Source organism: Rhizobium sp. 01N48 (assembly GCF_056399145.1).
In genome coordinates, this window is record NZ_JBFTQT010000007.1 from 245,031 (window position 1) to 269,934 (window position 24,904).

Sequence of the window (24,904 nt, forward strand, 5' to 3'; positions counted from 1 at the left end):
GCCTGATCATAAACCTCGGCGTCAGATGTCGAGGTTTTCCGCGAAGGCGGCGCGGTCCTGGATGAAGCGGAAGCGGGCTTCCGGCTTCGTGCCCATGAGATCGTCGACCGCCGTGCGCGTGCCCTCGAAATCCACCTCGTCGATCAGCACGCGCAGCATGGTGCGCTTGCTCGGATCCATGGTGGTTTCCTTGAGCTGCGCCGGCAGCATTTCGCCGAGACCTTTGAAGCGGCTGATCTCGACCTTCGTCTTGCCCTTGAATTCCGTCTCCATCAGTTCGGCGCGGTGACGGTCGTCACGCGCATAGGCCGATTTCGCGCCCTGCGTGATCTTGTAGAGCGGAGGCACGGCGAGGAAGAGGTGACCGCCGCGCACGAGCTCGGGCATTTCCTGATAGAAGAAGGTGATGAGCAGCGATGCGATATGCGCGCCGTCGACGTCGGCATCGGTCATGACGATGATGCGTTCGTAGCGAAGATCTTCTTCGCGGTACTTAGAGCGCGTGCCGCAGCCGAGCGCCTGGACGAGGTCAGAGAGCTGCTGGTTGGCGCCAAGCTTCTCGCGGCCGGCGCTGGCAACGTTGAGGATCTTGCCGCGCAAGGGCAGGATTGCCTGGTTGGCGCGGTTGCGCGCCTGCTTGGCGGAGCCACCTGCCGAATCTCCTTCGACGATGAAAAGCTCGGCGCCCTGGGCGGTGTTCTGAGAGCAATCGGCAAGCTTGCCGGGCAGGCGCAGCTTGCGCACGGCGGTCTTGCGGTTGACTTCCTTTTCCTTGCGGCGGCGCAGGCGCTCTTCCGCACGCTCGATCACCCAGTCGAGCAGCTTGGCCGTCTCGTTCGGGTTATCGGCGAGATAGTGGTCGAAGGGATCGCGGAGCGCGTTCTCGACGATGCGCTGGGCTTCGACGGTCGCAAGCTTGTCCTTCGTCTGACCGACGAATTCAGGCTCGCGGATGAAGACCGAGAGCATGCCGACGGCCGAGATCATCACGTCGTCGGTGGTGATCTGCGCGGCGCGCTTGTTCTGCGTCAGCTCGCCATAGGCCTTCAGCCCCTTGGTCAGCGCGATGCGCAGGCCGGCCTCATGCGTGCCGCCTTCGGGTGTCGGAATAGTGTTGCAATAGGAGTGAACCTGCGGATCGCCGCCATACCAGGTGATCGCCCATTCGAGCGAGCCGTGGCCGCTGGTCTTCTCCGTCTTGCCGGCGAAGATCTCGCGGGTAACGGTGAACTCCTTGCCCATCGTCGCCTGCAGATAGTCCTTCAGACCGCCGGGGAAGTGGAAGACCGCCTTATCGGGAATCTCGCCGCCTTCCTGCACGACACCAGGGTCGCAGCTCCAGCGGATCTCGACGCCGCCGAACAGATAGGCCTTGGAGCGCGCCATGCGGAACACGCGGCCGGCATCGAACTTGGCGTGATCGCCGAAGATCTGCGGATCCGGATGGAAGCGGACACGCGTGCCGCGGCGGTTGTGAACGTCGCCCAGTTCCTCAAGCCCACCCTGCGGGATGCCGCGCGAAAAGCGCTGGCGGTAGAGCTTGCGATTGCGCGCGACCTCGACTTCGAGAACGTCCGAGAGCGCATTGACGACGGAAACGCCGACACCGTGCAGGCCGCCTGATGTCTCGTAGGCCTTGCCGTCGAACTTGCCGCCGGCATGCAGCTTGGTCATGATGACTTCGAGCGTCGACTTGCCGGGAACCTGCGGGTGGTTCTCGACCGGAATACCACGGCCGTTGTCGCTGACGGTGAGGAAACCCATCGCATCGAGATGTACTTCGATGAAGTTTGCGTGGCCTGCCACTGCTTCGTCCATCGAATTGTCGATGACTTCGGCGAAGAGATGATGCAGCGCCTTTTCGTCGGTGCCGCCGATATACATGCCGGGACGCATGCGTACCGGTTCAAGACCCTCGAGAACGCGGATCGACGACGCGCCGTAGTCTTCCGACGTGGAACTCGCCGGTGGCGCCTGCCGCGGCGCGGCACTGGCGGCAGCGCTCGGAGCAGCCGAAGCGGCGACGGGCGCGGGGGCTGCCGCGGCCGGCTTTGGCGCATCCTCCTGCTTCTTGGTCAGGGGCATTCCGGAAAAGAGGTCGTTGCTATCGTCCATGGAGCCGTCAGATCTTCATCTTGTCGTGGGGTGGCCGCTTGCGCTTGAGCCTGACCCAAAATCACCGCAATTCATGTCACGTTTGCGAATCAGGCAGAGTCTGCCAGAAAGCACCTCGATACGCGACGCCACCTCATCGGGCGGACTTTCATTAAGAAATGATTTGCGTCCTGGGTCGCCGAATGGCAAGCGGCCAGACGCCTCAGGGAACCTTGCGCATGCGAATGTCCACAAGTCATTGCATAACTATCACAGCAATTGCGGCCTTTTTCATGGTCGCGTCGGCTGATCTTAGCGCTGCGGACACCTTGCCTCCCTTCAAGGACGACCTGTTTTCCGCGCAGACGACGCTTCAGACCGGCAATGGCGGCGCTTTCGATGTCGTCGATTACGACGAGATGCGCGATATCAACGGTCGCGACCAGATCCCGGAAAAACGCACGCAGCAGAAATACGTCTCGCTCGGTATCCGTAAGCTTCAGAATAACGAAACGCTGTCGCTCGATGGCATCAAGCTGGATGTCGCAAGGGTAGGGCCGAGCGCCGGCGCCGCCTTTACCGTGATCTTCATCCACGGTCGTGATGGCGACCGCCGCCTCGGCGTCAACGATTACACCTTCGGCGGCAACTTCAACCGGCTGAAGAACCTCGTTGCCGGCAATGGCGGCGTCTATTACGCGCCGTCGGTCAAGACCTTCGACAGCGACGGCGTGACCGCTGTCGCCGGCCTCATCCGCTACGCCAGCGCCCAAGCGCCGGGCCGCCCGATCATCCTCACCTGCGCCTCCATGGGCAGCCAGATCTGCTGGGGCGCGACGCGTGACGCCGAGACGGTCAAGCGGCTCAAGGGTATGGTGATCATGAGTGGTGTCGCCGATCCCGATTTTACGAAGAGCGCCTTCTACAAGGCCAAGCTGCCGCTCTGGTTCGCCCATGGCAGCCGCGACCTGACTTACGCCGCCGCCGACCAGCAGGCGTTGTTCGAAACGCTGATTAAGTCGCGCTACCCGACGCATTTCACGCTGTACCAGACGGGCAACCACGGCACGCCGATCCGCATGATCGATTGGCGCCAGACGCTGAACTGGATCCTGGCCTCCTAGAATTGAGGGGGCTAGCCATAGTTTAGGCAACACGGCTGACAAATTTTAAGCATTTGCGCCGCAAAACGCCGCAATTTCCCTTACGTAAGCGTCCCAAACCTTTTCATTGCCGCATGCTTTTGCTAAGGCCCGTGCTGACGGAGAAATGGGGAAGGCCGGCATGACACCTGACGTGCGACCGCTTGTGGCGGGAAACTGGAAAATGAACGGCACGCGTGCCTCGCTGGATCAGATCAAGGCGATCGCCTCGGGTGTCCAGGGTCCTCTTTCCAACAAGGTGGAAGCGCTGATTTGCCCGCCGGCGACGTTGCTTTACGTAGCGACCGCGCTCTGCACCGACAGCCCGCTCGCCATCGGCGCGCAGGATTGCCACCAGAACCCCGAAGGCGCCCATACCGGCGATATCTCGGCTGAGATGATCGCCGATTGCTTCGGCACCTATGTCATCGTCGGCCATTCCGAGCGTCGCACAGATCATGCTGAGACGGATCATCTGGTGCGCGCCAAGGCCGAAGCCGCCGCTGCCGCCGACCTGACGGCGATCGTCTGCATCGGCGAGACCGCTGCCGAGCGCCAGGCCGGCCAGGCGCTCGATATCATCAAGCGTCAGCTGTCGGCCTCCGTGCCGGAGAATGCCACGCCTGAAACCACCGTGATTGCCTATGAACCCGTCTGGGCGATCGGCACCGGTGTGACGCCGACCGTTGAAGACGTCGAGAAGGCGCATGCCTTCATGCGTGCCGAGCTTGTCGCCCGCTTCGGCGACAACGGCCGCAAGTTCCGCATCCTCTATGGTGGCTCGGTCAAGCCGGGCAACGCCAGGGAATTGATGGGCGTCGCCAATGTCGACGGCGCGCTGATCGGCGGCGCGAGCTTGAAAGCAACCGATTTCCTCGCCATCTACGGCGCATACGAGGCGTTGCTCTCTTGAGATGCGTGTATATTCCGGGCTGAAGGGCTTGGAATAGCGGATCACCTCATGTAAAGAGCGCCAGAATTTTACTTTATGCCCGCTTCGCGCCGGCAGGACTGGACCCATGCAGACCGTATTGATTGTCATTCATCTCATGATCGTGCTGGCGCTTGTCGGCGTTGTGCTTATCCAGCGCTCCGAAGGCGGTGGCCTCGGTATCGGCGGCGGTTCGGGCTTCATGTCGGCGCGCGGCACGGCCAATGCGCTGACCCGCACGACCGCGATCCTCGCAGCACTCTTCTTCATCACCTCGCTCGGCCTCGGCGTCTTGAACCGCTACGAAAGCCGTCCGACTGATATCCTGAACCGTATTCCGGCAACGAGCGGGCAGGGCAACGGCATCCTCGATTCGCTCGGCGGCCAGCAGCAGAACGGCGCCGCCGCTCCGGCTGCACCCGCGGCTCCTGCCGGCAACGGCGTTCCGACCGGCGGTGACGCACCTGCTGCTCCGGCCGCTCAGGCTCCTGCCTCGACCGCTCCGGCTGCCCCTGCAGCCACCGCACCGGCTCCTGCCGCGACCACGCCGGCTCCGGCAGCGACTGAAACTGCTCCGGCAGCACCGCAGGCCACCACGCCTGCCGCTCCGGCACCGGCGACTGCTCCCAGCGGGCAGTAAGCCGAACGACGCATAAACCGCCGGCAGGCCCCAGGGTCTGCCGGTTTTCTTTTGTCTTGAAGTCACCGACAGCGATCACGCGGCAAGCGCGGGAAGAATGCTGTTGAATTAGAGCCCTAAAATTCAGGACATGAATTTTAGGGCTGGTGGAATCGTTTTTGAAAAGGTAAGCGGTAGCTCCCATGGCGCGATACGTATTCATCACTGGCGGCGTGGTTTCCTCTCTCGGTAAAGGAATTGCGGCCGCCGCTCTCGGAGCGTTGCTGCAGGCCCGTGGTTACCGGGTGCGGCTGCGCAAACTCGACCCCTATTTGAACGTGGATCCGGGCACCATGAGCCCGACCCAGCACGGCGAAGTCTTCGTCACCGACGATGGCGCGGAAACCGATCTCGATCTTGGCCACTACGAGCGCTTCACCGGCCGCTCGGCAACCAAGACCGACAACATCACCACCGGCCGCATCTACAAGAACATCATCGACAAGGAACGCCGCGGCGACTATCTCGGCGCGACCGTGCAGGTCATCCCGCACGTCACCAACGAGATCAAGGATTTCGTGATCGAGGGCAATGACGAGTACGACTTCGTCATCTGCGAAATCGGCGGCACCGTCGGCGATATCGAAGCGATGCCCTTCATGGAAGCCATCCGCCAGCTCGGCAACGACCTGCCGCGCGGCACGGCCGTCTACGTCCACTTGACGCTGATGCCCTATATCCCGGCAGCCGGCGAGCTGAAGACCAAGCCAACCCAGCACTCCGTCAAGGAACTGCAGGCGCTCGGCATTCATCCCGATATTCTGCTGGTTCGCGCCGATCGCGAAATCCCGGAAGCCGAGCGCCGCAAGCTCTCGCTGTTCTGCAACGTACGTGAATCCGCCGTCATCCAGGCGCTCGACGTCGCCAACATCTACGACGTGCCGATCGCCTACCACAAGGAAGGCCTCGACAACGAAGTCCTGGCCGCCTTCGGCATCGAGCCTGCGCCCAAGCCGCGCCTCGATTCCTGGGAAGAGGTCTGCAATCGGATCCGCACGCCTGAGGGCGAGGTCACGATCGCGATCGTCGGCAAGTACACCGGCCTCAAGGACGCCTACAAGTCGCTGATCGAAGCGCTGCACCATGGTGGCATCGCCAACCGCGTGAAGGTCAATCTCGAGTGGATCGAATCGGAAGTCTTCGAAAAGGAAGACCCGGCGCCCTATCTCGAAAAGGTCCACGGCATCCTCGTGCCCGGCGGCTTCGGCGAGCGTGGCTCGGAAGGCAAGATTCTTGCCGCCCAGTTCGCCCGCGAGCGCAATGTTCCCTATTTCGGCATCTGCTTCGGCATGCAGATGGCAGTCGTCGAGGCGGCCCGCCATTTGGCCGGCATCGAGAAGGCCTCGTCGACGGAGTTCGGCAAGACCGACGAGCCGGTGGTCGGCCTGATGACCGAGTGGGTCAAGGGCAACGAGTTGCAGAAGCGCACCTCTGCCGGCGACCTCGGCGGCACCATGCGCCTCGGCGCCTACAAGGCGGCGCTCAAGAAGGACACCAAGATCGCCGAGATCTATGGCTCGACCGACATCTCCGAGCGCCACCGCCACCGCTACGAAGTCAACATCGACTACAAGGACCGCCTGGAAAACTGCGGCCTCGTCTTCTCCGGCATGTCGCCGGATGGCGTGCTGCCAGAGACCGTCGAATACCCGGACCATCCCTGGTTCATCGGCGTCCAGTACCACCCGGAGCTGAAGTCCCGCCCGCTCGAACCGCACCCGCTGTTCAAGAGCTTCATCGAAGCGGCGACCGAGCAGAGCCGGTTGGTTTAAGACATAATCGCAAGACGATTAAGAAGGCCGCTTTCAACAGCGGCCTTTTTGTTTTTGGGGATCTGGATGTAAGCGAGCTGGCTGACGCTGATGTGGGCAGCGCCGGGTGCCAAAAACTCCCCTCATTCTCGCCCTTGTGGCGGGAATCCAGCCGCCGCGCGTCCGCGTGGCGAAGAGACTCTTTCCAGCCCAGGAGCTTGGGCTGGCTGGATTTCTGTGACGAGCACAGAAATGAAGGTGAAGGAGCTGCCGGCGCCATGGCTAGGCAAAACAAAAGCCGCCGACATCCAACGATGCGGCGGCTTTTCATTCCCAAATTTCCGGCGCGACGCCTCAGGCCGCGCGCTGTCCCCGCACGGGGACACCTGCTTCAGCCCCCTGATCGCGGATCATGCCGCGCCGGTTGAGCTTGAAGTGGTTGACCAGCTCGGCCAGCAGTGCCGCGCCCGACGCGAGCTCCGAGCTGATACCGGTCGTGCGCTCCACCATGCCGGCGTTCTGCTGGGTCATCCGGTCGATCTGCGAGACCGCGTTGTTGATCTCTGAAAGGCCGGTCGATTGCTCGGCGGCAGCGGTCGCCAGTGCGGTCATGTTGGTATCGATCGATTCGACGAAGGTCTCGATCTCGTTGAGCGCCGTTCCGGTCGCGTCGACGAGGCGAACGCCTTCGTTGACTTCCTTGCCGGAGTTTTCGATTAGGCCCTTGATTTCCTTGGCGGCCTTGGCCGAACGCTGCGCCAGTTCGCGCACTTCCTGCGCAACGACGGCAAAGCCCTTGCCGGCTTCGCCAGCACGCGCTGCCTCGACACCTGCGTTCAGCGCCAGAAGGTTGGTCTGGAAAGCGATCTCGTCGATGACGCCGATGATCTGGCCGATCTCCTTCGACGCCGAGGCGATCCGCTGCATGGCGGTGATCGTCTCGCGCACCACGGAAGCGGAGGTCGAGGCCGAGGCGCGCGCGCTCTGCACCAGCTTGCGCGTCGCCTGCGTGTTCTCGGTCGAGGACTTGACCGTCGCCGTCACCGTTTCAAGCGCCGCCGACGTTTCCTCGAGCGAGACCGCCTGTTCCTTCGTGCGCGCGGAGAGCTGCTCGGCGGCGTCGCGCATTTCCTGGCTGTTGCCGTTCAGCGCGTTGGTCTGCTGCAGCACCTTCACCAGCGTTGCCTGGAACGCGCCGATCGAGGTGTTGAAATCGCGGCGCAAGGTCTCGAATTCGCCGACGAAAGGCTCGTCGATGGTCTGGCGGATATTGCATTCGGAAAGACGGGCAAGGCCGGCGCCGAGATCGTTGACGACCTTCATCCGCTCGGTGACATCGGTCGCGAACTTCACGACCTTGAAGACGCGGCCCGACGCATCGAGGATCGGATTGTACGACGCCTGGATATAGATCTCGCGCCCGCCCTTGGCGATCCGCTTGAACTGGTCGGCCGCGAACTCGCCGGCCGCCAGTCTTGCCCAGAAGGCCTTGTATTCGGCGGAGCGGCTGTAATCCGCTTCACAGAACATCGAGTGATGCTTGCCGACGATCTCGGACAAGGAATAGCCGAGCGTCGCCAGAAAATTCTCGTTGGCGGTGATGATGTTGCCTTCAGGCGTGAACTCGATCACCGCCTGCGCCCGTGAGAGCGCTTCGAGCTTGCCCTTGTCCTCGGCTGCCTGTTTCTTGGCGGCGGTGATGTCGGTCGCGAATTTCATCACCTTGTATGGCTTGTTGCCACGATAGATCGGATTGTACGTCGCCTCGATCCAGATTTCGCGGCCGCCCTTGGCGATGCGCCGATATTGGCGCTGATCGAACTTGCCTTCACCAAGCCGCGCCCAGAAATCCGCATAGTCCTTAGAGTTGGCCTCGGTAGGGTCGACGAACATCCGGTGATGCTTGTCGACGATCTCGCTGAGCTGATAGCCGACCGCCTTGCAGAAATTCTCGTTGGCCGTCAGAATCTTTCCGGTGAGGTCGAATTCGATGATTGCCTGCGACTTGTTCAACGCGTCCAGCACGGCGCTGCTGGAAGAGCCGATGCTTGATAGAAATCCGACCATGGACAAACCCCGATATGCCAAGCGTGCCAAAATGCACGCCGGGCAAATCTATGGGATTTGAGTAAATATTCGCTAAATCTCTATTAGTGTTGAGTTTTTCGGATTATGCGACCTTTGGTAGAGGGCCAGTATAGATCGAGCGGGGGCGGATCAATCGGCCGTTGAGTGCCTGCTCCCGGGCATGGGCGATCCAGCCGATCGTGCGACCGATTGCGAAGACGCCGGTAAAGGCCTGCCGCTCGAAACCAAGCGATTCGAGGAGCAACGCCGTGTAGAATTCGACATTGACGTCGAGCGGCCGATCCGGCTTCCGCTCCTTGAGGATGGCAAGAGCGGCGCGCTCGACGGACGATGCCAGCGCCATTCTTTCACGATCGACCTGGCCGGAGCGAACCAGAGGCGAGAGCGCATTCTTCAGCGCGTCGGCCCTTGGATCGCGAACACGATAGATCCGGTGCCCGAACCCCATCAGCCGCTCTCCGCGATCAAGCGCTGATGTCAGCCATGCATGGGCGTTGGCTTCGGCTCCGATTGCATCCAGCATATCAAGCACAGGGCCGGGCGCGCCGCCGTGAAGCGGTCCTTTCAGGGCGCCGATGGCAGCCAGCACGGATGACGTCAGCCCCGCCTGGGTGGAGGCGACGACGCGCGAGGCGAAGGTCGAGGCGTTCAATCCATGATCGGAGATCGTCACCAGATAGGCGTCCAGCGCCGCCGCCTGCTCCGCGCTCGGCATCCTGTCGGTCAACATCCGCAATATGTCCGCTGATTGCGACAGCGACGCATCCGGCACCACCGGCCGCTGACCGGCCTGCAGCCTGAGAATGGCGGGTAGGAACACAGCTGGCGCTGCCATCAAATGCAGAGCCGTATCGAAATCCTGCCCATCGCCAAGGCGCGCGATCATCGCGCGCATGGCGTCGACGGGTGGCAGCGACAGAAGTCCTTCGTCCAGATGCGTGACGTGCGAATAGAGCTCGACCCTCGCGGCGGCGAGCAGTGACCGCAATATCGTCGCATCGACCGAACGCTCCATCAGTCCATCGAGCAGCAATGCTGCGACACCCTCATATGTCTCGCCGGGAACGAGGTCGTCCAGCGAGACGCCGCGTATCACCAGGCGCCCGCGTTCACCATCCACATCGGACAGTTGGGTTTCCGCTGCAATCACATCTTCCAAGCCGTTCTTCATTGCGTTTCTCCTTTACGCTTGGAAAGATCGGACCTAGATAGATTGACGTCAATCTTGATGAAATAGATCAATGTAAGGGGCTTGCATGACGTGGCTGACGGCCGAGGAAGCGTTGGAACGGCTCGGGACGAAGCCGCAGACGCTCTATGCCAATGTCAGTCGCGGTCGTATCCGCGCGAAGCCTGATGCAGCCGATAGCCGCCGGAGCCTCTATCATTCCGAGGACGTCGCGCGTCTCGCCAAGCGCCATGCGGGCAGGCGAAAGGCGGAGGCCATCGCCGCCGAGACGATCGACTGGGGCGAGCCGGTGCTGCCGACCGCGATTTCGATGATCGCGGATGGCCAGCTTTACTATCGCGGTCGCGAGGCGGTGGCCTTGTCCGAGCGGGCGACGTTCGAGCAGGTGGCGGCCCTGTTATGGGACAGCCCGGCAGCCATATGCCCTTCGATCGAACTCTTGGCAGACGAGCCCTCAAGGATATCAGGCGCTTTCGTCTTGCTGGCGAGGAAAGCGGCGGCGGATCTGCCGGCTTTGGGCCGCGCGCCCGCCGCGTTGAAGACGGAAGCAGGGCAGGTGCTTGCCACGGTGGCAGCCGCACTTGCTCCAAGTCAAACCGACTTGCCGCTGCACGAGCGCCTTGCACAGAGCTGGGATCGGCCGGAGGCCGCGGAGCCGATCAGGCGGGCACTCGTGCTCGCCGCCGAACACGAACTCAACGTTTCCGCATTCGCGGCGCGCGTCACCGCCTCGTCGGGCGCTTCACTGGCCGCGGCCACGCTATCCGGCCTCTCGACGCTGACCGGGCCTCGTCACGGTGGTGCCTGGCAAGGCGCGGTACGGCTGATGGATTTGTCGCGGGAAATCGGCGCGCGCGAGGCGATCAGGACGATGTTGGCGACGGAAGGCGTTGTGCGGGCCTTTGGTCATAAGCTCTATCCTGACGGCGATCCGCGTGCGGCGGCGATCATGCGTTCGTTCGAGATGCCGAAGCTCTACGCCGACATTGCCGCTCTCGGCGCCGAACTGTTGGGCGAGCCTGCGAATATCGATTTCGCGCTCGCGGCGATGGCCGGGCACTTCGACCTGCCTGACGACGCGCCGCTTGTCATCTTCGCGCTTTCCCGAACAGCCGGCTGGCTCGCGCACGCCATCGAACAGGTGACCAGTGGAACTATGATCCGCCCGCGTGCCCGCTATATCGGACCACCGCCGGAGGCGCTTTGATGGAACGCGGGATGGTCTGATCGCCTGTGTAACTGCCGCCAAGCGCATTGCGGTGCCGGGCGAGGCGGGGTTAGAGTGCGCTATTCGGTCGTGGGGCGGAAATTGCTGTAGGGGGATATCATGGAGACAGTATCGTACGGTCGTCCTTGTCTGGCCACCGCCATCGCCGCGACGACTTTGCTTTGGGCGGGACTCTGGGCTGGCTTGGCATCGGCGCAATCCGCCGGCTGCACGCTTGAACGCGTCGCCGGCACGTCGCGCCAGATCATGCGCTGCGCCGATGGCGTGACCGTCACCGCCGAAGGTGGTGCGCGATTCCAGCTTCTCGACAGCAACGGCGACGGTCGCCCCGATTCGGTGTCGCTGCGCAACAACGCCGTGCTCGTCGATGTCGACAGCGCAAGACGCAGCGGCGGCTTCCAGGTCGTGACGCCGCAGGCGATCGCCGCGGTGCGCGGCACGCGTTGGGCCGTTGACGTCAAGAACGGTACGACATCGGTCTTCGTCGTACGTGGGCGTGTGGCTGTGGGCAGGCCATCGGTTGGGCCGAGGGTCGTGTTGACGCCGGGCGAGGGCGTGGACGTGTCGCGCACCAGTGGCGCGCTCACCGTCAGGCGCTGGCCGCAGGCACGCGCTGATGCGCTTCTTGCGCGGCTGGGCCAGTAGTCGCCCATGCAGGCCAGACGGCTTCTGATCACCATATCGCTGATCGCGGCCGCCCTTTGGGGCGGCGCGCTCGGCTATCTCCACATGCAAGGCAATGCCGGCTTTCTCGATCGCATGGAAGCATCGCTGGCGGACCTCAGAAGCCATCTCATTGGGCCAAGCAGCGCGCCTTCGGTTGTCACCATCGTCGCGATCGATGACCAGACGGCGACCGCCAACGGATATCCGCTGAGCAGGGCAACGCTCGCGCGGCTGGTGGAAACCATCGGCGCGCTGAAGCCGAAGGTCATCGCGCTTGATCTGTTGCTCGTCGATCCCGGACCGGAGGAGGGCGATCAGGCGCTTGCCGATGCGCTGAAGGGCGTGCCGACTGTCATCGCCGCGGCCGGCGTCTTTCCGTCAAGTCTTCAATCGGTGACATCGAGCGCCGAGGATCCGCTCGCGACCATTCCGGTGGCAGACCGGATGATGCTGCCGATTGCCCGTTTCGCCGATTCCGCCGCGATCGGTGTTGTCAACGTGTCGACCGATCAGGGCGGAACGCCGCGCTATATTCCGCTGATCTCTCGCGGCGCGCAGCGCGTCGATGCCTCGTTTCCGCTGCGGGTGGCATCGGTGGCGCTCGGCGTCAATCCGGCGTTCACGCCGGCTGCTCTTGCTTTGGGCGAACTGCGCCTGCCGACTGACATCGGCCAGCGCCTGCCGCTGACCTTCTACGGACCACGCGGAACGATCCCCACCTTCAGCGCCGCCGACGCGCTTGCCGGCAAGATCGACGCCAAGATGGTCGAGGGCAGGGTGGTCGTGATCGGCTCGACGGTAACCGGTGGCGGCGACGTCTTTCCGACGCCGTTCGATCCCGTGCTTCCCGGCGTCGAGGTGATGTCCACGGCCATCACCCGGCTGATTGCTGGCGACAATATCGTGCGTGATGGCAACGTGCGCTCGTTCGATGCGCTGCTCGGCGTCACCTTGCCGGTGCTGATCATCAGCCTGCTTGGCTGGCGCCGCAGCGCCGTGGCCTATAGCGCCATCGCGGCTGCGGTGTTGGCGTGGCTCACGTTCAACATTGTCGCCTTCTCGCATGGCTATTGGTTCAGCGCCGCCTTGCCGATCGCCGCGACCTTGCCGCCGGTGCTGCTATTCGGCGCGATGGAGCTGTGGCTCGATCGCCGCCGCGCCACGCATTTCGCAGCGCAGAGCGACCTGCTGCAGCGAATCGAGGCGCCGGGCCTCGGCGAATGGCTGGCGCGCGATCCAACCTTCCTGTCGCGCCCGGTGCGTCAGGAAGCCGCGGCGGTGTTCGTCGACCTGTCGGGCTTCACCGGATTGAGCGAGGCGATCGGTGCTGCGCGCGTGCAGGAGGTTCTGAGCGGCTTCTTCGAGCTGGTCGATGACGAGGCGCGCGCCCATGGCGGCGCGATCACCAGCTTCATGGGCGATGGCGCGATGATCCTCTTCGGCCTCCCGCGACCGGCCGACGACGACGCCTTGCGGGCGGCCGCCTGCGCAGTCGGGCTCGGCAATCGCCTGAGGGCCTGGCTTTCAGCCGATCCGGGGCTTTCGGGCCGCAAGATCGGCTTCAAGGTCGGCGCCCATTGCGGCACGGTCGTTGCCTCGCGGCTCGGCACCGGCACACGCCAGCAAATCACCGCGACCGGCGATACCGTCAACGTCGCAAGCCGCCTCATGGAAGTCGCGGCAAGCCACGGTTTCGAGCTGGCGCTCAGTGCCGCCTTGATGAGCGCGGCGGGGGCGGGGGCAGCACCCAACCATCAAGGGCATATTGAAGGGCCGGTCTCAGCCAGGATCAGGGGCCGCGCCGAAAGCATCGATGTCTTCCTGTGGCGCGGACATCCGCTTTGACATTTGTCGTGTGACGCAGTAGGAACAGCCCAACTTTTCAACCGGCAAGTTCCGGACGGCGCACCGTGCGCCCGATTATTCCGAAAGACAGACAAAATGACAGAGATAAGCGGCGTCGTTCCGGCGATCGGCAAGGCGTTGGCGAAGCGCGGTTATTCCGAGCTCACCCCCGTTCAGCAATCCATGCTCGATCCGGCGCTTGCCGCATCCGACGCGCTGGTGTCGGCGCAGACCGGCTCCGGCAAGACGGTTGCCTTCGGCCTCGCCATGGCGCCGACCCTGCTTGGCGACGACGATCGCTTCGAGCCGGCCGCCACCCCGCTGGCGCTCGTCATCGCGCCGACCCGCGAGCTTGCGCTGCAGGTCAAGCGCGAGCTGGAATGGCTCTATGAGTTGACCGGCGCCGTCATCGTCAGCTGCGTCGGCGGCATGGACATCCGCAGCGAGCGCCGCGCGCTCGAGCGTGGCGCCCACATCGTCGTCGGCACGCCGGGTCGTCTCTGCGACCACATCCGGCGCCGCGCGCTCGACATCTCCGATCTGAAGGCCGTCGTTCTCGACGAAGCCGACGAGATGCTCGACCTCGGCTTCCGCGAAGACCTCGAATTCATTCTCGACGCGTCCCCGGAAGATCGCCGCACGCTGATGTTCTCGGCAACCGTGCCGGCAGCGATTGCCAAGCTCGCCAAGAGCTACCAGAAGAATGCCGTGCGCATCGCCACCACGACGCAGGAGAAGCAGCACGTCGATATCGAATATCGTGCGCTGGCCGTCGCTCCGAGCGACCGCGAAAACGCGATCATCAACGTTCTGCGCTACTACGAGGCGACCAACGCCATCGTCTTCTGCTCGACCCGCGCCGCCGTCAACCATCTCACCGCCCGTTTCCATAACCGCAATTTCGACGTCGTCGCGCTCTCGGGCGAACTGACGCAGAACGAGCGCAGCCACGCGCTGCAGGCGATGCGCGATGGCCGCGCCCGCGTCTGCATCGCGACCGACGTCGCCGCCCGCGGCATCGACCTTCCGGGCCTCGATCTCGTCATTCATGCCGACTTGCCGACCAATCCGGAAACCCTGCTGCATCGCTCGGGCCGTACTGGCCGCGCCGGTCGCAAGGGCGTCAGCGCCATGATCGTGCCGCTCAACGCCCGCCGCAAGGCCGAACGTCTGCTCGACAATGCCGGCATTGCCGCCACCTGGGCGCTGCCGCCGTCGGCCGAGGAAGTCATCGCCCGCGACGAGGAACGTCTACTCGCCGATCCGATCTTCGAAGAGGCTCCCCGCGAGGAAGAGCAGGACATCGTCAAGCGCCTGCTCGAAGCGCATGGCGCCGAGAAGCTCGCCAACGCCTTCGTCAATCTCTACCGCGCCAAGCAGTCGGCGCCGGAGGATCTGATGGAGATCAGCCTGCAGGCCGGTCCGCGCAAGCCGCGCGACAACGCCGATGGCCCGCGCGACACCAGCCCGCGTGGCCCGCGCGACGATTTCGGCCCCAGCGTCTGGTTCTCGCTGTCGGTCGGCCGCAAGCAGAATGCCGAGCCGCGCTGGCTGATCCCTATGATCTGCCGCAACGGCAACCTCACCAAGCGCGACATCGGCGCCATCAAGATGCAGCCCGAAGAGACCTTCGTCGAGATCGCCGCCGGCAGCGCCGATGCGTTTCTTGCCGCCACCGGTCCGAACAAGACGATGGAACGCGGCATCCGCGTCAGCCGTCTGCCGGGCACGCCGGAATTCGGCCGCCAGGATTACGGCAAGCCGGATTTCAACAAGTCCGGCCCGAAGCCCTACGCCGCCAAGAAGAGCTATGACGACCGCCCGCGCGACGGCGGCTTCAAGAAGGGACCGCGCAGCGATGCCGCCCCATCCGGCGAGCGCGACAGCAAGCCGTGGAGCAAGCCCGGCAAGCCGAAGTTCGAAGGTAAGCCGAAATATGAAGGCAAGCCCAAGTTCGACGGTAACGGCCCGAAGCCGAAGTTCTCCAAGAAGAAGGGCTGAGGCCCACAAGCGTGACGGCGAGGATCGCATGCGCCGCCAGTTGTTCGAAGCGTCCTGGTTTTCAGGGCAATGTTCGAGCTGGCAGCCATGTCTCGCCGTTTCTTATATCAAGCAATCGCGAAACATGAATCTCGCGGTTGCTGATCCGGACCGGGTGACGCCATGCATGATAAGACCGAGCGCATGACATCCGTTTCCACTGACGATGGTGCCCAGCCACAGAAGCGCACATCCTCCTTCGACGCCAGCGCCTTCATCGCCAGGAATCTCCGGCTTCTGCCCGTGCCGGGTCTCGAAGGTATCCAGCTCTACACCGCGCATTCCGGCAGCCGCCTGTCGCGGCTCGGCGGCACTGATCCCGACGCGTCGGCGCCGTACTGGGCCTATGGCTGGGGCGGTGGTGCGGTGCTGGCGCGTCATATCGCTGAAAACCCGCATCTCGTGCGCGGCCGCCGCGTTCTCGATCTTGGAACCGGCTCCGGCCTCGTCGCGATCATCGCCGCCAAGGCAGGCGCAACATCCGTGGTCGCCGCCGACATCGACGAAAACGCCATCGCCGCCGCCCGCCTTAATGCGAGCGTCAACGGCGTCGAGCTTGATCTCCTGCATGCCGACCTCCTCGACGGTCAGCCGCCTGCGGTCGATATCGTTCTCGCCGGTGATCTTTTCTACGACGAAGCTTTGGCAAAACACGCGCTGGCGTTTCTCGAAACCTGCCGCGCCGCCGGCATCGACGTCCTGATCGGCGATCCCTATCGCGTGCCGCTGCCAACGGAGAAGCTGCACTGCATCGCCGAGTATTTCGTGCCGGATTTCGGTCTTGGCAGCGACGGAGGCGAGGTCCGCGCTGGTGTCTTCAGCTTGGCCAGTTTCTGACCGCTAGCCAGTTCCAGGCGATCCAACGTCAGCCTGCCGCCGCCTGCAGGGCCAGCAGCACCCGCATGGCCTCTTCCGCGTCCGCCGTTGGCACGAAGACGTGGTCGTGATGATAGGCGGCGACCATGTTGCAGGAGATGTTGTGATTGGCGAGCGCGGTTGCAACGGCGGCCGTCAGCCCGACACCTTCAAGCGATGAAAACACGTTGAGCGTGATCCGCCGCATGGGGAGGGTGGTGTCGAATCCCAGCCGCTGAGCGTCGCCGAGTTCCAGTATCGCGGACACACCTTCGGCCTCGCGAAACCAGCCGAGCGACGAAGGCGCAGCCTGCATGGCCAGTTGCTCGTCCTTTGTCGTGCAAAACACATAGTCTGCGGCGTCAAGGCTCGGCGTCATGCCACTCAGCATGGCCTTCGTATCGCGAACCGGCTGGGTGGTCATGATCATGTTCCCGGCTGTGGGTGAGTGCGTAGTGTGGAACACGCACGCTATCCGCACAAGTCACCGCAATAACAGCAATCAGTCGGCAGGCGCCCGATCAAGCGTTCAGCCCAGCAGTTCCGGACGGATCAGCATGACCTCGCACGCTTCTCCGGCCGCAAGCTCGGGCATGTGCGGCGGCCGTATGATCAGGCAGTCGGCTTGCGCGAAGATCTTCATCATCGACGAATCCTGCTTGCCGAAGGGCTCGACCCGCAAAACGCCCGTTGGCGAACGCACCGCTCTTGCCCTGACGTAATCCTGCCGCTGGTCGTTCGCCTTCATGCTGACGGCGGCTTCCGCCGTGGCGGCTCGCTTGACTGGAGGTAGGGACGCGAGCTTGCGGATCAGCGGCTCGAGAAACAGCAGACCGCAAACGAGGCTGGAAACCGGATTGCCCGGAAGACCAAGTACATGCGTATCGCCGAAACTGCCGACCATCAGCGGCTTTCCGGGCCGCATGGCTATTCGCCAGAAATCGAGCTCCATGCCGGCGGCGAGCAGCGTTGCCTGCACGAGATCGTGGTCGCCGACGGATGCGCCGCCAAGTGTCACGATCACGTCCACCTTGGCTTGCCGTGCTCTCTCGACCGCAGCCGTAATCGCCGCCTTGTCGTCGGGAACGATACCGAGATCGAGCACCTCGGCACCAGCCTTGCGCGCCAGTGCCGCAATCCCGAATGTACTGGAAGCGATGATCTGCGAGGGACCGGGCTGCTCGCCCGGTGTCACCAGTTCGTCACCGGTGGCAAGCAGCGCCACCAGAGGCTTGCGCCGAACGTCGAGCGTCGCGTGGTTCATGCCGGCTGCAACGGTCAGTCGCGAGAAATCGATCACGGTCCCTGCCATCAGCACCGGCTCACCCTCGAGAAAGTCCTRCCCGCGTGGACGCACATGCTGGCCCGGCCGCACCGGGAAGGTGGTGCGGATGCCGCCTTCGGTCTTCTCGGCGTCTTCCTGCAGCAACACGCTGTCGGCGCCCTCGGGAACTGGTGCGCCGGTGAAGATCCGCACGGTCTCGCCGGCGCCGATCGTGCCGTCAAATGCGTGTCCTGCGGACGACGTCCCGATTATCAGTAGTTCACTGCCGGGCTCAAGGGCGTCCTCGCCGCGCAGCGCATAGCCATCCATCGCCGATGAATTGAAGGGCGGCTGTGTCAAGCGTGCGGTGACATCGGTGGCGAGAACGCGTCCCTCGGCCTCAGCCAGGGAGACAGTTTCGAGCCCCATGATGGGCTTTGCCCGCGACAGCAGGCGTTCCTGCGCTTCGGCAACGGGCAGCATGCTCATTTCAGGTGCTCCGGATGCCTGAAATCGCCCGACTTCCCGCCCGATTTCTCAAGCAGGCGGATGCCGCCGATCTCCATCGCCTTGTCGGCGGACTTGGCCATGTCGTAGATCGTCAGGCACGCGACCGAAACGGCCGTCAGCGCCTCCATCTCGACGCCGGTCTTGCCGGTGAGCTTGGCGGTCGCGGTGACGCGCAGGCCGGGCAGGGCGCTATCCTCGGCAATCTCGACCGAAACCTTCGTCAGCATAAGCGGATGGCAGAGCGGGATGAGATTGCTCGTCTGCTTGGCGGCCATGATGCCGGCCAGCCGCGCCGTGCCGATCACATCGCCCTTCTTGGCGTTGCCCTCGAGGATCAGCTGAAGCGTCCCCGGTGCCATCTTCACATGGCCCTCAGCGGTCGCGATGCGGGTCGTGTCGGCCTTGTCGCTGACATCGACCATATGCGCTTCGCCGGCCGCGTCGATATGGGTCAGGCCGGCCTCATCGCCACTCATCTTATTCGGCCGCCAGCGATGCCTGGCCGAACAGCAGCGCCTGCGTGGCCGCCGTTACATCGTCCTTGCGCATCAGGCTCTCGCCGACGAGGAAGGTATTGATGCCGAAAGCCTGCAGCCGCTTGCAATCCTCATGCGTGAAGATGCCGCTTTCGCCGACCAGCAGCCGGTCGTCCGGCACCATGGCCGAGAGCTCTTCGCTGACGGTGAGGCTGACTTCGAATGTTCTGAGATTGCGGTTGTTGATCCCGACCAGCGGCGACGAGAGCTTCAGCGCCCGTTCCATCTCTTCAGCGTCGTGGACTTCGACGAGCACATCCATGCCGAGCCCGAAAGCCTCGTCCTGCAGCCGCGCCGCATCGCTGTCGGAGAGCGAAGCCATGATCAAGAGAATGCAATCGGCACCCCAGGCACGGGCTTCCTGCACCTGATAGGTCTCGAACATGAAATCCTTGCGCAGAGCCGGCAGCTTGCAGGCCGCCCGCGCTGCCATCAGGAACTCGGGCGCGCCCTGAAAGCTCGGTGTGTCCGTGAGCACGGACAGACAGGCGGCGCCGCCAAGTTCGTAAGCCTTTGCCAGCGCCGGCGGATCGAAATCAGGACGGATCAGTCCCTTGGACGGGCTTGCCTTCTTGATCTCGGCGATCAGGCCGAACTGGCCTGCATCGCGCTTGGAAACCAGCGCCTTGTGGAAACCGCGCGGCGCGGTCTGGTCCTGCTGCATGGCCTTCAGATCGGCAAGCGATACCTTGGCCTTCGCAGCCGCGATTTCTTCGCGCTTATAGAGTTCGATCTTCTGCAGAATGTCGGTCATGGCGGTATCCTAGTCGAGGTCGTTGGACACGGCGACAAGTTTGTCGAGCGCACCCGCGGTGGCGCCGCTGTCGAGCGACTGGGCGGCAAGCCGCATGCCGTCATGCAGCGTCTCCGCCTTGCCGGCGATCACGAGCGATGCGGCGGCGTTGGCAAGCGCAATGTCGCGATAGGCGTTCTTCGCGCCGCTGAGTACATCCCGCAGCGCAGCCGCATTGACGATGCCGTCGCCGCCCTTGATCGCCTGAAGTTCGACCGTATCGACGCCGAAATCGCTAGGCGAAAGCTCGAAGCTTTTGATCTTGCCGTTCTCGAGTGCTGCGACGCTGGTCTTGCCGGTGGTGGTGATTTCATCGAGGCCGTTTCCATGCACGACCCATACGCTCTCGGAACCGAGATCGCGCATCACTTCGGCGATCGGCATGACGAGCTGCGGCGAGTAGACGCCGAGCAGCTGGCGGCGAACGCCGGCCGGATTGGAGAGCGGGCCGAGCACGTTGAAGATAGTGCGCGTGCCGAGTTCGACGCGCGACGGGCCGACATGGCGCATTGCCGAGTGGTGCTGCTGCGCGAACATGAAGCCGACGCCGGCCTCGCGAATGCAGCGCGAGATGACCTCAGGCGTCACGTCGAGCTTGACGCCCAGCGCGGCCAGGCTGTCGGCAGCACCCGACTTGGAGCTCAGAGCCCGGTTGCCGTGCTTGGCGACCGGTACACCGGCGCCGGCGACGATCAGGGCCGCCAGCGTCGAGATGTTGTACGTGCCGCTGGCATCACCGCCGGTGCCGACGATGTCGATGGCGTCAGCAGGTGCCTCCACCGTCAGCATCTTCGAGCGCATGGTCGTGACGGCGCCGACGATCTCGTCGACGGTCTCGCCGCGAACGCGCAGCGCCATCAGAAAGCCGCCGATCTGAGAGGGCGTTGCCTGGCCGGACATCAGGATGTCGAAGGCCTCGCGGGCCTCCTCACGTGTCAGAGGTTCGCGGCTTGCGGCCTTCGCCAGGAGGGGCTTCAGATCGGTCATGCGTTCATCTTCCCCTTAGCGCGAGGCTGCCTGTTCGGCGAGCTGCTGGTTGATCGACACGCCATACTGCGTCTGCAGCAGGGAGACCATCTGGTCCAGGATGTCGTCGCCGGCGGCGTTGGCGATCGCGTTGATCTGTTGGTCCTGGTTGGCAAGCACGTCGCCGGTCGGCTCGGTGTTGACTTCCGTTACCTTCATCAGGATCTGCGTCGTTGGATCGGCGCCGATAGCGGTCGCGATCGTGTCGATCGGGCCGGAGAAGGAGGCGTTGACACCACCGGTACCGAGAACCACGTCGTCCATGCCGCGGGTGATGCCGCTCTTGCTCTCGACCTGAATGCCGAGCGGTGCGGCGATATCGGCAAGCGAGGTGCCCTTCTGGGCCTGCTGCTTCAGCTCGTCCGCTTTCTTGGCGAGTTCGCTCTTCTGCTGCTCGGCGGTCCAATCAGCGACGGCCTTGTCGTGAACTTCAGCAAGCGGACGGTCGCGCTCGGGCGTGATGTCGCCGAGAGCAAACCACAGATAGCCATCCGTGCCGATCGAGAGCGACGGGATGTCAGCACCAGCTTCGGCACGGAACACCGCGCCCAGCACCTGCTGCTTCTCCGGGATGTCCTTGACCTCATTGCCGGCCTTGTCGAGGCCCGTTGCATCGACGGCGTCGATGGTCACGGCCTTGAGCTTCAGCTGCGTGGCGATCTGGTCGAGCGTCGAGCCGGAGCTGCGCAGGTCTTCGATCTGATCGTGAACGGTGATCATCTGCTGCGATGCATTGGCGACGGCGAGCTGCTTGCGCAGGTCTTCCTTGACCTCGTCAAAGCTCTTCGCGCTCTCAGGCTTGATGTTGGTGATGCGCAGGATAACCGGGCCGAAGCTGCCCTCGACGACGGGCGAGGTGCCGCCGTTGCGGGAAACGGCGAAGGCCGCGTCGGCAACGGACTGATCGGGAACCTTGTCCTTGGTGAATTCGCCGAGCATGACGTCATTGGCGGTTTTGCCCTGGTCGGTCACCAGCTGGTCGAAGGTCGTGCCGGTCTTGAGCGCATTGGCGGCCGCGTTGGCGAGGTCCTTGTTCTGGAAGGTCAGCTGCTCGACCGTGCGGCTTTCCGGCGTACGATACGCGTCCTTGCGCTTTTCGAAGTCTTCGCGGATCTGATCGTCGGTCACCGTTCCGGCATCGGCGATGTCGGCAGGCTGCAGTTTCAGATAGGTAAACTTGCGATATTCGGGCGCACGATAGCGCGCCTTGGCGCCTTCGAACCACTTGGCGAGAACATCGTCAGCTGGCGCCTTGATCGGCTCGATATTGGCGTTCGTCAGCAGCAGATAATCGATCCCACGGCTTTCCTGGCGGTAGAGCTTCAGCGAATCGACCAGCGTCTTCGGCGGCGTGAAGCCATTCGAGATCGCATCGACGATCTGGCTGCGGACCGCGACCTTGCTGCGCTCCTTGATATAGTCGTCCTCGCGAATGCCGGCGTTGCGCAGGCGCGAGGTAAACAGCGAACGGTCGAACTGGCCGTTGACGGCCTTGAACGCCGGATCCTCACCGATCAGCTGGGCGAGACGATCCTCGGAGAGACCGAGCCCCATGTCGGCGGCGAGCTGGTCGAGCGAAGCGCCGGCCACCAGCTGCGAAATCACCTGCTGCTCGACGCCGAAGGCGCGGGCCTGATCGGGCGTCAGGCGCATGCCGAACTGCTGGCTGAGGTTGGAAACCTGGCGCTGATAGGCGAGGCGGAACTCGTTCACGTCGACCTGCTGGTCGCCGACCGTCACCACGGTCGTGCTGGTGCTGCCGGTCAGCAGGGAGTGTGACACACCCCAAATGCCGAAAGAGGCGACCAGGAGCAGCATCAGGAGCTTGGCCGCCCAGGTCCGGGCAGCTCTACGCAGAAGATCGAACATCGAAACGCAAACCTCGCATTATATTCGCCCGTTCGCGGGCAAAGCATTGGACGTTCCTTAGAGCAAACGCATCAGGAATTGAAGGGTTATCGCGCGAAAACATCTGCGCTATACCAGCCGTGTTTCGCGACGCCGATCGAAGACAAAAGATGCTCTCTTGCGGAACCTTTGACGGCGCTATTTCGTTGAGCAGCATCCCGAAGAAACAGGAGCAAACAATGGCCGACATGAAAACCGCCTCCGCACAGTCCACAGCAGCGCGCGTCAAGGCGGAGATTGCAACGGATGATCTGTCCGCGCAGGTCGCCGCATTGCGGGAAGATCTGGCGCGCCTGTCCGAAAGTGTTGTTGCGCTGGGGCAGGGTGCAAAGACCGCCGTTGCAGATGAGGCCTCAGTTTTGACCGAACGCGTCCGCGACAAGGTACGTTCAGAGCCGATCCTCGCGATCGCGGTGACCGCCGGCGTGGCATACCTGTTTGGCCTGATGAGCCGCCGATAGAATTTCTCGATCGAGATGGAAAGGGCCGGGCTGTGAAGCTCGGCCCTTTTTGCATTCGCTTTTCGGCACGCTGAGCTCGGCAAACAGGCCGCTCGCGAAAACTGTGCTTTGGTTGGCCGATCATCTTACCCATACGTCCGTCATGAGGTGGGAAATCACGTAAATGTGAAATACAACTAGCGGGGGATTTTTATCCAATTACTCGACACATTGTGGAGTGATTGGGAGTGGTACACGGCTTGATGCGCGCAGGTCGCCCGTATGATGATCCATTTTGGTTGGAGCGTTGTTTTGGTATCGCTTTATGGTTTAGATAAAATCAACCTTTAGAGGAATTTAGGAAAATACATAAAGTCAAAATATGTTTGAATATAAATGCGGAAATCTGGTGTCTAGGTGATCTAGATTGTGTCAAATAATACTAAGCATAACTTTGATGAAGGGATTGCTGTTATTGATTTGTTTTGGCGATCTCGAAGTATGTTTCATCATTTTCAATGATATATCGCCAACTATAGAACATATTTGTCACCTCTTTGAGGGCGCTTTCGGTAGGGTTGTATGGCTGATCGCTTTAGGCGAGTGTCGTTGAAAAACCTCATCCGTCGGCAAAGTTTGGGTTTTGATCAGCAATCCCTTGCTCAACCTGCAATCTATGTCATGGTGCAGCCTTGGACATGAGGGGTAACAGAGATGATCAATCTTCAGTCAGCTCGCAGTGACACCAACCACGACCAGCGTTTGCTCGATTGCCGCGCCGACGTGGAACCAGCGCTCCACCAGATTATCCGTGAAGCGCAGAAGAACGGCTGGGCGGCGGCCGAGGTGGCCATGGCGATTGCCGATGCCGCCGATGATTACATTCTTCTGCTGGCAAACCGCAAAACCACCGCGCACTGATGGCCTTTTTCCTTCGCTCATCCGACGTCTTAGCTCGTGTTCCCGTGTCATTATGCGAGAACACGGCGCGAAGACGCGGCCGGGCTGGTTGACGGTGCCGACGAAGCAGCTTAAAGCCTTCGAAACCTGATTTGGTGACACCCAAGCTGCGCGCTTTTGCCGCCGGGCCATCAGATTGGTGCGCTGGATGGGTGGCCGAGTGGTTTAAGGCAACGGTCTTGAAAACCGTCGTGCGGGGAACCGTACCGTGGGTTCGAATCCCACCCCATCCGCCATTTTCGGCAAATTATCGAACTAAATCGCCTGAGCGCGTTCAGCGCCAACGTTCGCTGCGCACGCCTCTTCAGGTGGCCGTCAGCCTCAGCGATCAAACTCCCTGCGTACTTCGATCATTGAGGTTTGCAGTGAAGAGCTTTTTTGCCAATCGTGGAAAGATGTTGCAGTCCGTTGCCGCTGGTGTTCTGCTCGCCGGCGCGCTGTTCGGCGGCTATATCGGCTATCTGCAGCTAAGCGGAAACTTCCATCGCGTGGTGAGGGACCAGCTGTACCGCTCCGCACAGCTGTCCCCGGCGCAGCTGGAGAAGCGTGTTCGCGACCACGGTATCAAGACGATCATCAATCTACGCGGCGAGAACGTGAACGCGCAGTGGTACAATGCGGAGATCGAGACGGCGCAACAGCTTGGCGTCGAACACATCGACTTTGCCATGTCGTCTGGAACGGTGCTTACGCCGGAGCGCGCCGATGAGCTCGTTGCGATCATGAAGGCCGCGCCCAAGCCGATCCTTATCCATTGCCAGAGCGGCGCCGACCGCACAGGCTTGGTGTCGGTGATCTACAGCCAGCAGATCGCCGGTGTCAGGGAGGACGTCGCCGAGCGCCAGCTTTCCCTTCGCTACGGCCATGTCGCCATCCCGCACATTTCATCCGTCTATGCGATGGACGTCAGCTGGGACCGTCTGGAAACGCATTATGGCATCAAAGGCTGAGGCGCGAAT

The 24,904-nt window shown here is 62.8% G+C and carries 21 protein-coding genes and 1 tRNA gene; 13 read left to right on the top strand and 9 right to left on the bottom strand.

Going from position 1 to position 24,904, the window contains the following annotated elements; translation table 11 throughout:
- Positions 1 to 21 precede the first annotated feature (21 nt).
- On the bottom strand, positions 22 to 2,115 hold the full coding sequence (parE, locus tag AC1DOG_RS15890; RefSeq protein WP_289726404.1) for a DNA topoisomerase IV subunit B: 2,094 nt from the start codon (positions 2,113 to 2,115) through the stop codon (positions 22 to 24).
- Between the two features lie 218 nt (positions 2,116 to 2,333).
- Between parE and AC1DOG_RS15895 the strand changes: the two genes are divergently transcribed.
- From AC1DOG_RS15895 to AC1DOG_RS15910, 4 genes are all read left to right on the top strand, one after another.
- Positions 2,334 to 3,218 carry an alpha/beta hydrolase gene (locus tag AC1DOG_RS15895; RefSeq protein ID WP_477929296.1) on the top strand — a complete coding sequence of 295 codons (885 nt, stop codon included), beginning with the start codon at positions 2,334 to 2,336 and terminating at the stop codon, positions 3,216 to 3,218.
- 160 nt (positions 3,219 to 3,378) lie between these two features.
- Entirely contained in the window at positions 3,379 to 4,149 is a 771-nt protein-coding gene (tpiA, locus tag AC1DOG_RS15900) for a triose-phosphate isomerase (protein ID WP_112979765.1), read from the top strand.
- Positions 4,150 to 4,255: 106 nt separating this feature from the next.
- Positions 4,256 to 4,807, top strand: coding sequence for a preprotein translocase subunit SecG (secG, locus tag AC1DOG_RS15905; protein ID WP_477929298.1), 552 nt, complete (start codon positions 4,256 to 4,258; stop codon positions 4,805 to 4,807).
- A 182-nt stretch (positions 4,808 to 4,989) separates the two neighbouring features.
- Positions 4,990 to 6,618: a CTP synthase gene (locus tag AC1DOG_RS15910; protein WP_289726408.1), complete on the top strand. Its 1,629-nt coding sequence runs from the start codon at positions 4,990 to 4,992 to the stop codon at positions 6,616 to 6,618.
- A 333-nt stretch (positions 6,619 to 6,951) separates the two neighbouring features.
- Here the strand turns inward: AC1DOG_RS15910 and AC1DOG_RS15915 are convergent, their stop codons facing one another.
- Both AC1DOG_RS15915 and AC1DOG_RS15920 read right to left on the bottom strand, forming a co-directional pair.
- Positions 6,952 to 8,664, bottom strand: a complete 1,713-nt coding sequence (locus AC1DOG_RS15915; protein WP_477929301.1) for a methyl-accepting chemotaxis protein — start codon at positions 8,662 to 8,664, stop codon at positions 6,952 to 6,954.
- A gap of 103 nt (positions 8,665 to 8,767) precedes the next feature.
- Complete coding sequence (locus AC1DOG_RS15920; RefSeq protein WP_477929303.1) at positions 8,768 to 9,856, bottom strand: citrate synthase/methylcitrate synthase; 1,089 nt, start codon at positions 9,854 to 9,856, stop codon at positions 8,768 to 8,770.
- An 85-nt stretch (positions 9,857 to 9,941) separates the two neighbouring features.
- Between AC1DOG_RS15920 and AC1DOG_RS15925 the strand changes: the two genes are divergently transcribed.
- The 5 genes from AC1DOG_RS15925 to AC1DOG_RS15945 all read left to right on the top strand — a co-directional run bounded on the left by AC1DOG_RS15925 (position 9,942) and on the right by AC1DOG_RS15945 (position 16,490).
- Positions 9,942 to 11,081 carry a citrate/2-methylcitrate synthase gene (locus AC1DOG_RS15925; RefSeq protein ID WP_477929305.1) on the top strand — a complete coding sequence of 380 codons (1,140 nt, stop codon included), beginning with the start codon at positions 9,942 to 9,944 and terminating at the stop codon, positions 11,079 to 11,081.
- 120 nt (positions 11,082 to 11,201) lie between these two features.
- The gene (locus tag AC1DOG_RS15930) at positions 11,202 to 11,747 is read left to right on the top strand and encodes a FecR domain-containing protein (RefSeq protein WP_477929307.1); all 546 of its coding nucleotides are present in this window, start codon (positions 11,202 to 11,204) and stop codon (positions 11,745 to 11,747) included.
- Between the two features lie 6 nt (positions 11,748 to 11,753).
- Complete coding sequence (locus AC1DOG_RS15935) at positions 11,754 to 13,613, top strand: CHASE2 domain-containing protein (protein ID WP_477929308.1); 1,860 nt, start codon at positions 11,754 to 11,756, stop codon at positions 13,611 to 13,613.
- 96 nt (positions 13,614 to 13,709) lie between these two features.
- Entirely contained in the window at positions 13,710 to 15,614 is a 1,905-nt protein-coding gene (locus tag AC1DOG_RS15940; RefSeq protein ID WP_477929310.1) for a DEAD/DEAH box helicase, read from the top strand.
- Positions 15,615 to 15,776: 162 nt separating this feature from the next.
- Positions 15,777 to 16,490 (top strand): class I SAM-dependent methyltransferase, encoded by a 714-nt coding sequence (locus AC1DOG_RS15945; protein ID WP_477929312.1) that lies wholly within the window; start codon positions 15,777 to 15,779, stop codon positions 16,488 to 16,490.
- Positions 16,491 to 16,518: 28 nt separating this feature from the next.
- On the opposite strand, the gene AC1DOG_RS15950 is transcribed toward AC1DOG_RS15945, so the two are convergent.
- The 6 genes from AC1DOG_RS15950 to AC1DOG_RS15975 form a co-directional block, all read right to left on the bottom strand.
- A complete protein-coding gene (locus AC1DOG_RS15950) occupies positions 16,519 to 16,932 on the bottom strand; it encodes an ACT domain-containing protein (protein ID WP_477929314.1) in 414 nt (137 codons plus the stop codon).
- A gap of 105 nt (positions 16,933 to 17,037) precedes the next feature.
- Positions 17,038 to 18,261, bottom strand: coding sequence for a molybdopterin molybdotransferase MoeA (locus tag AC1DOG_RS15955; protein ID WP_477929316.1), 1,224 nt, complete (start codon positions 18,259 to 18,261; stop codon positions 17,038 to 17,040).
- Positions 18,258 to 18,758: a cyclic pyranopterin monophosphate synthase MoaC gene (gene moaC / locus AC1DOG_RS15960; RefSeq protein ID WP_477929318.1), complete on the bottom strand. Its 501-nt coding sequence runs from the start codon at positions 18,756 to 18,758 to the stop codon at positions 18,258 to 18,260. The genes AC1DOG_RS15955 and moaC overlap by 4 nt, the downstream gene beginning before the upstream one ends.
- Position 18,759: 1 nt before the next feature.
- Positions 18,760 to 19,572 carry an indole-3-glycerol phosphate synthase TrpC gene (trpC, locus tag AC1DOG_RS15965; RefSeq protein ID WP_477929320.1) on the bottom strand — a complete coding sequence of 271 codons (813 nt, stop codon included), beginning with the start codon at positions 19,570 to 19,572 and terminating at the stop codon, positions 18,760 to 18,762.
- A gap of 9 nt (positions 19,573 to 19,581) precedes the next feature.
- Positions 19,582 to 20,598 (bottom strand): anthranilate phosphoribosyltransferase, encoded by a 1,017-nt coding sequence (gene trpD, locus AC1DOG_RS15970; protein ID WP_477929322.1) that lies wholly within the window; start codon positions 20,596 to 20,598, stop codon positions 19,582 to 19,584.
- A gap of 15 nt (positions 20,599 to 20,613) precedes the next feature.
- Positions 20,614 to 22,506: a peptidylprolyl isomerase gene (locus AC1DOG_RS15975; RefSeq protein ID WP_477929324.1), complete on the bottom strand. Its 1,893-nt coding sequence runs from the start codon at positions 22,504 to 22,506 to the stop codon at positions 20,614 to 20,616.
- Between the two features lie 218 nt (positions 22,507 to 22,724).
- On the opposite strand from AC1DOG_RS15975, the gene AC1DOG_RS15980 reads away from it, so the two are divergent.
- From AC1DOG_RS15980 to AC1DOG_RS15995, 4 genes are all read left to right on the top strand, one after another.
- Positions 22,725 to 23,006, top strand: coding sequence for a hypothetical protein (locus tag AC1DOG_RS15980; protein ID WP_477929326.1), 282 nt, complete (start codon positions 22,725 to 22,727; stop codon positions 23,004 to 23,006).
- 693 nt (positions 23,007 to 23,699) lie between these two features.
- Positions 23,700 to 23,906, top strand: a complete 207-nt coding sequence (locus AC1DOG_RS15985) for a hypothetical protein (RefSeq protein WP_018899881.1) — start codon at positions 23,700 to 23,702, stop codon at positions 23,904 to 23,906.
- Between the two features lie 185 nt (positions 23,907 to 24,091).
- A tRNA-Ser gene (locus AC1DOG_RS15990) sits at positions 24,092 to 24,181 on the top strand.
- A gap of 159 nt (positions 24,182 to 24,340) precedes the next feature.
- Positions 24,341 to 24,895 carry a dual specificity protein phosphatase family protein gene (locus AC1DOG_RS15995; protein ID WP_477929328.1) on the top strand — a complete coding sequence of 185 codons (555 nt, stop codon included), beginning with the start codon at positions 24,341 to 24,343 and terminating at the stop codon, positions 24,893 to 24,895.
- Positions 24,896 to 24,904 lie beyond the last annotated feature (9 nt).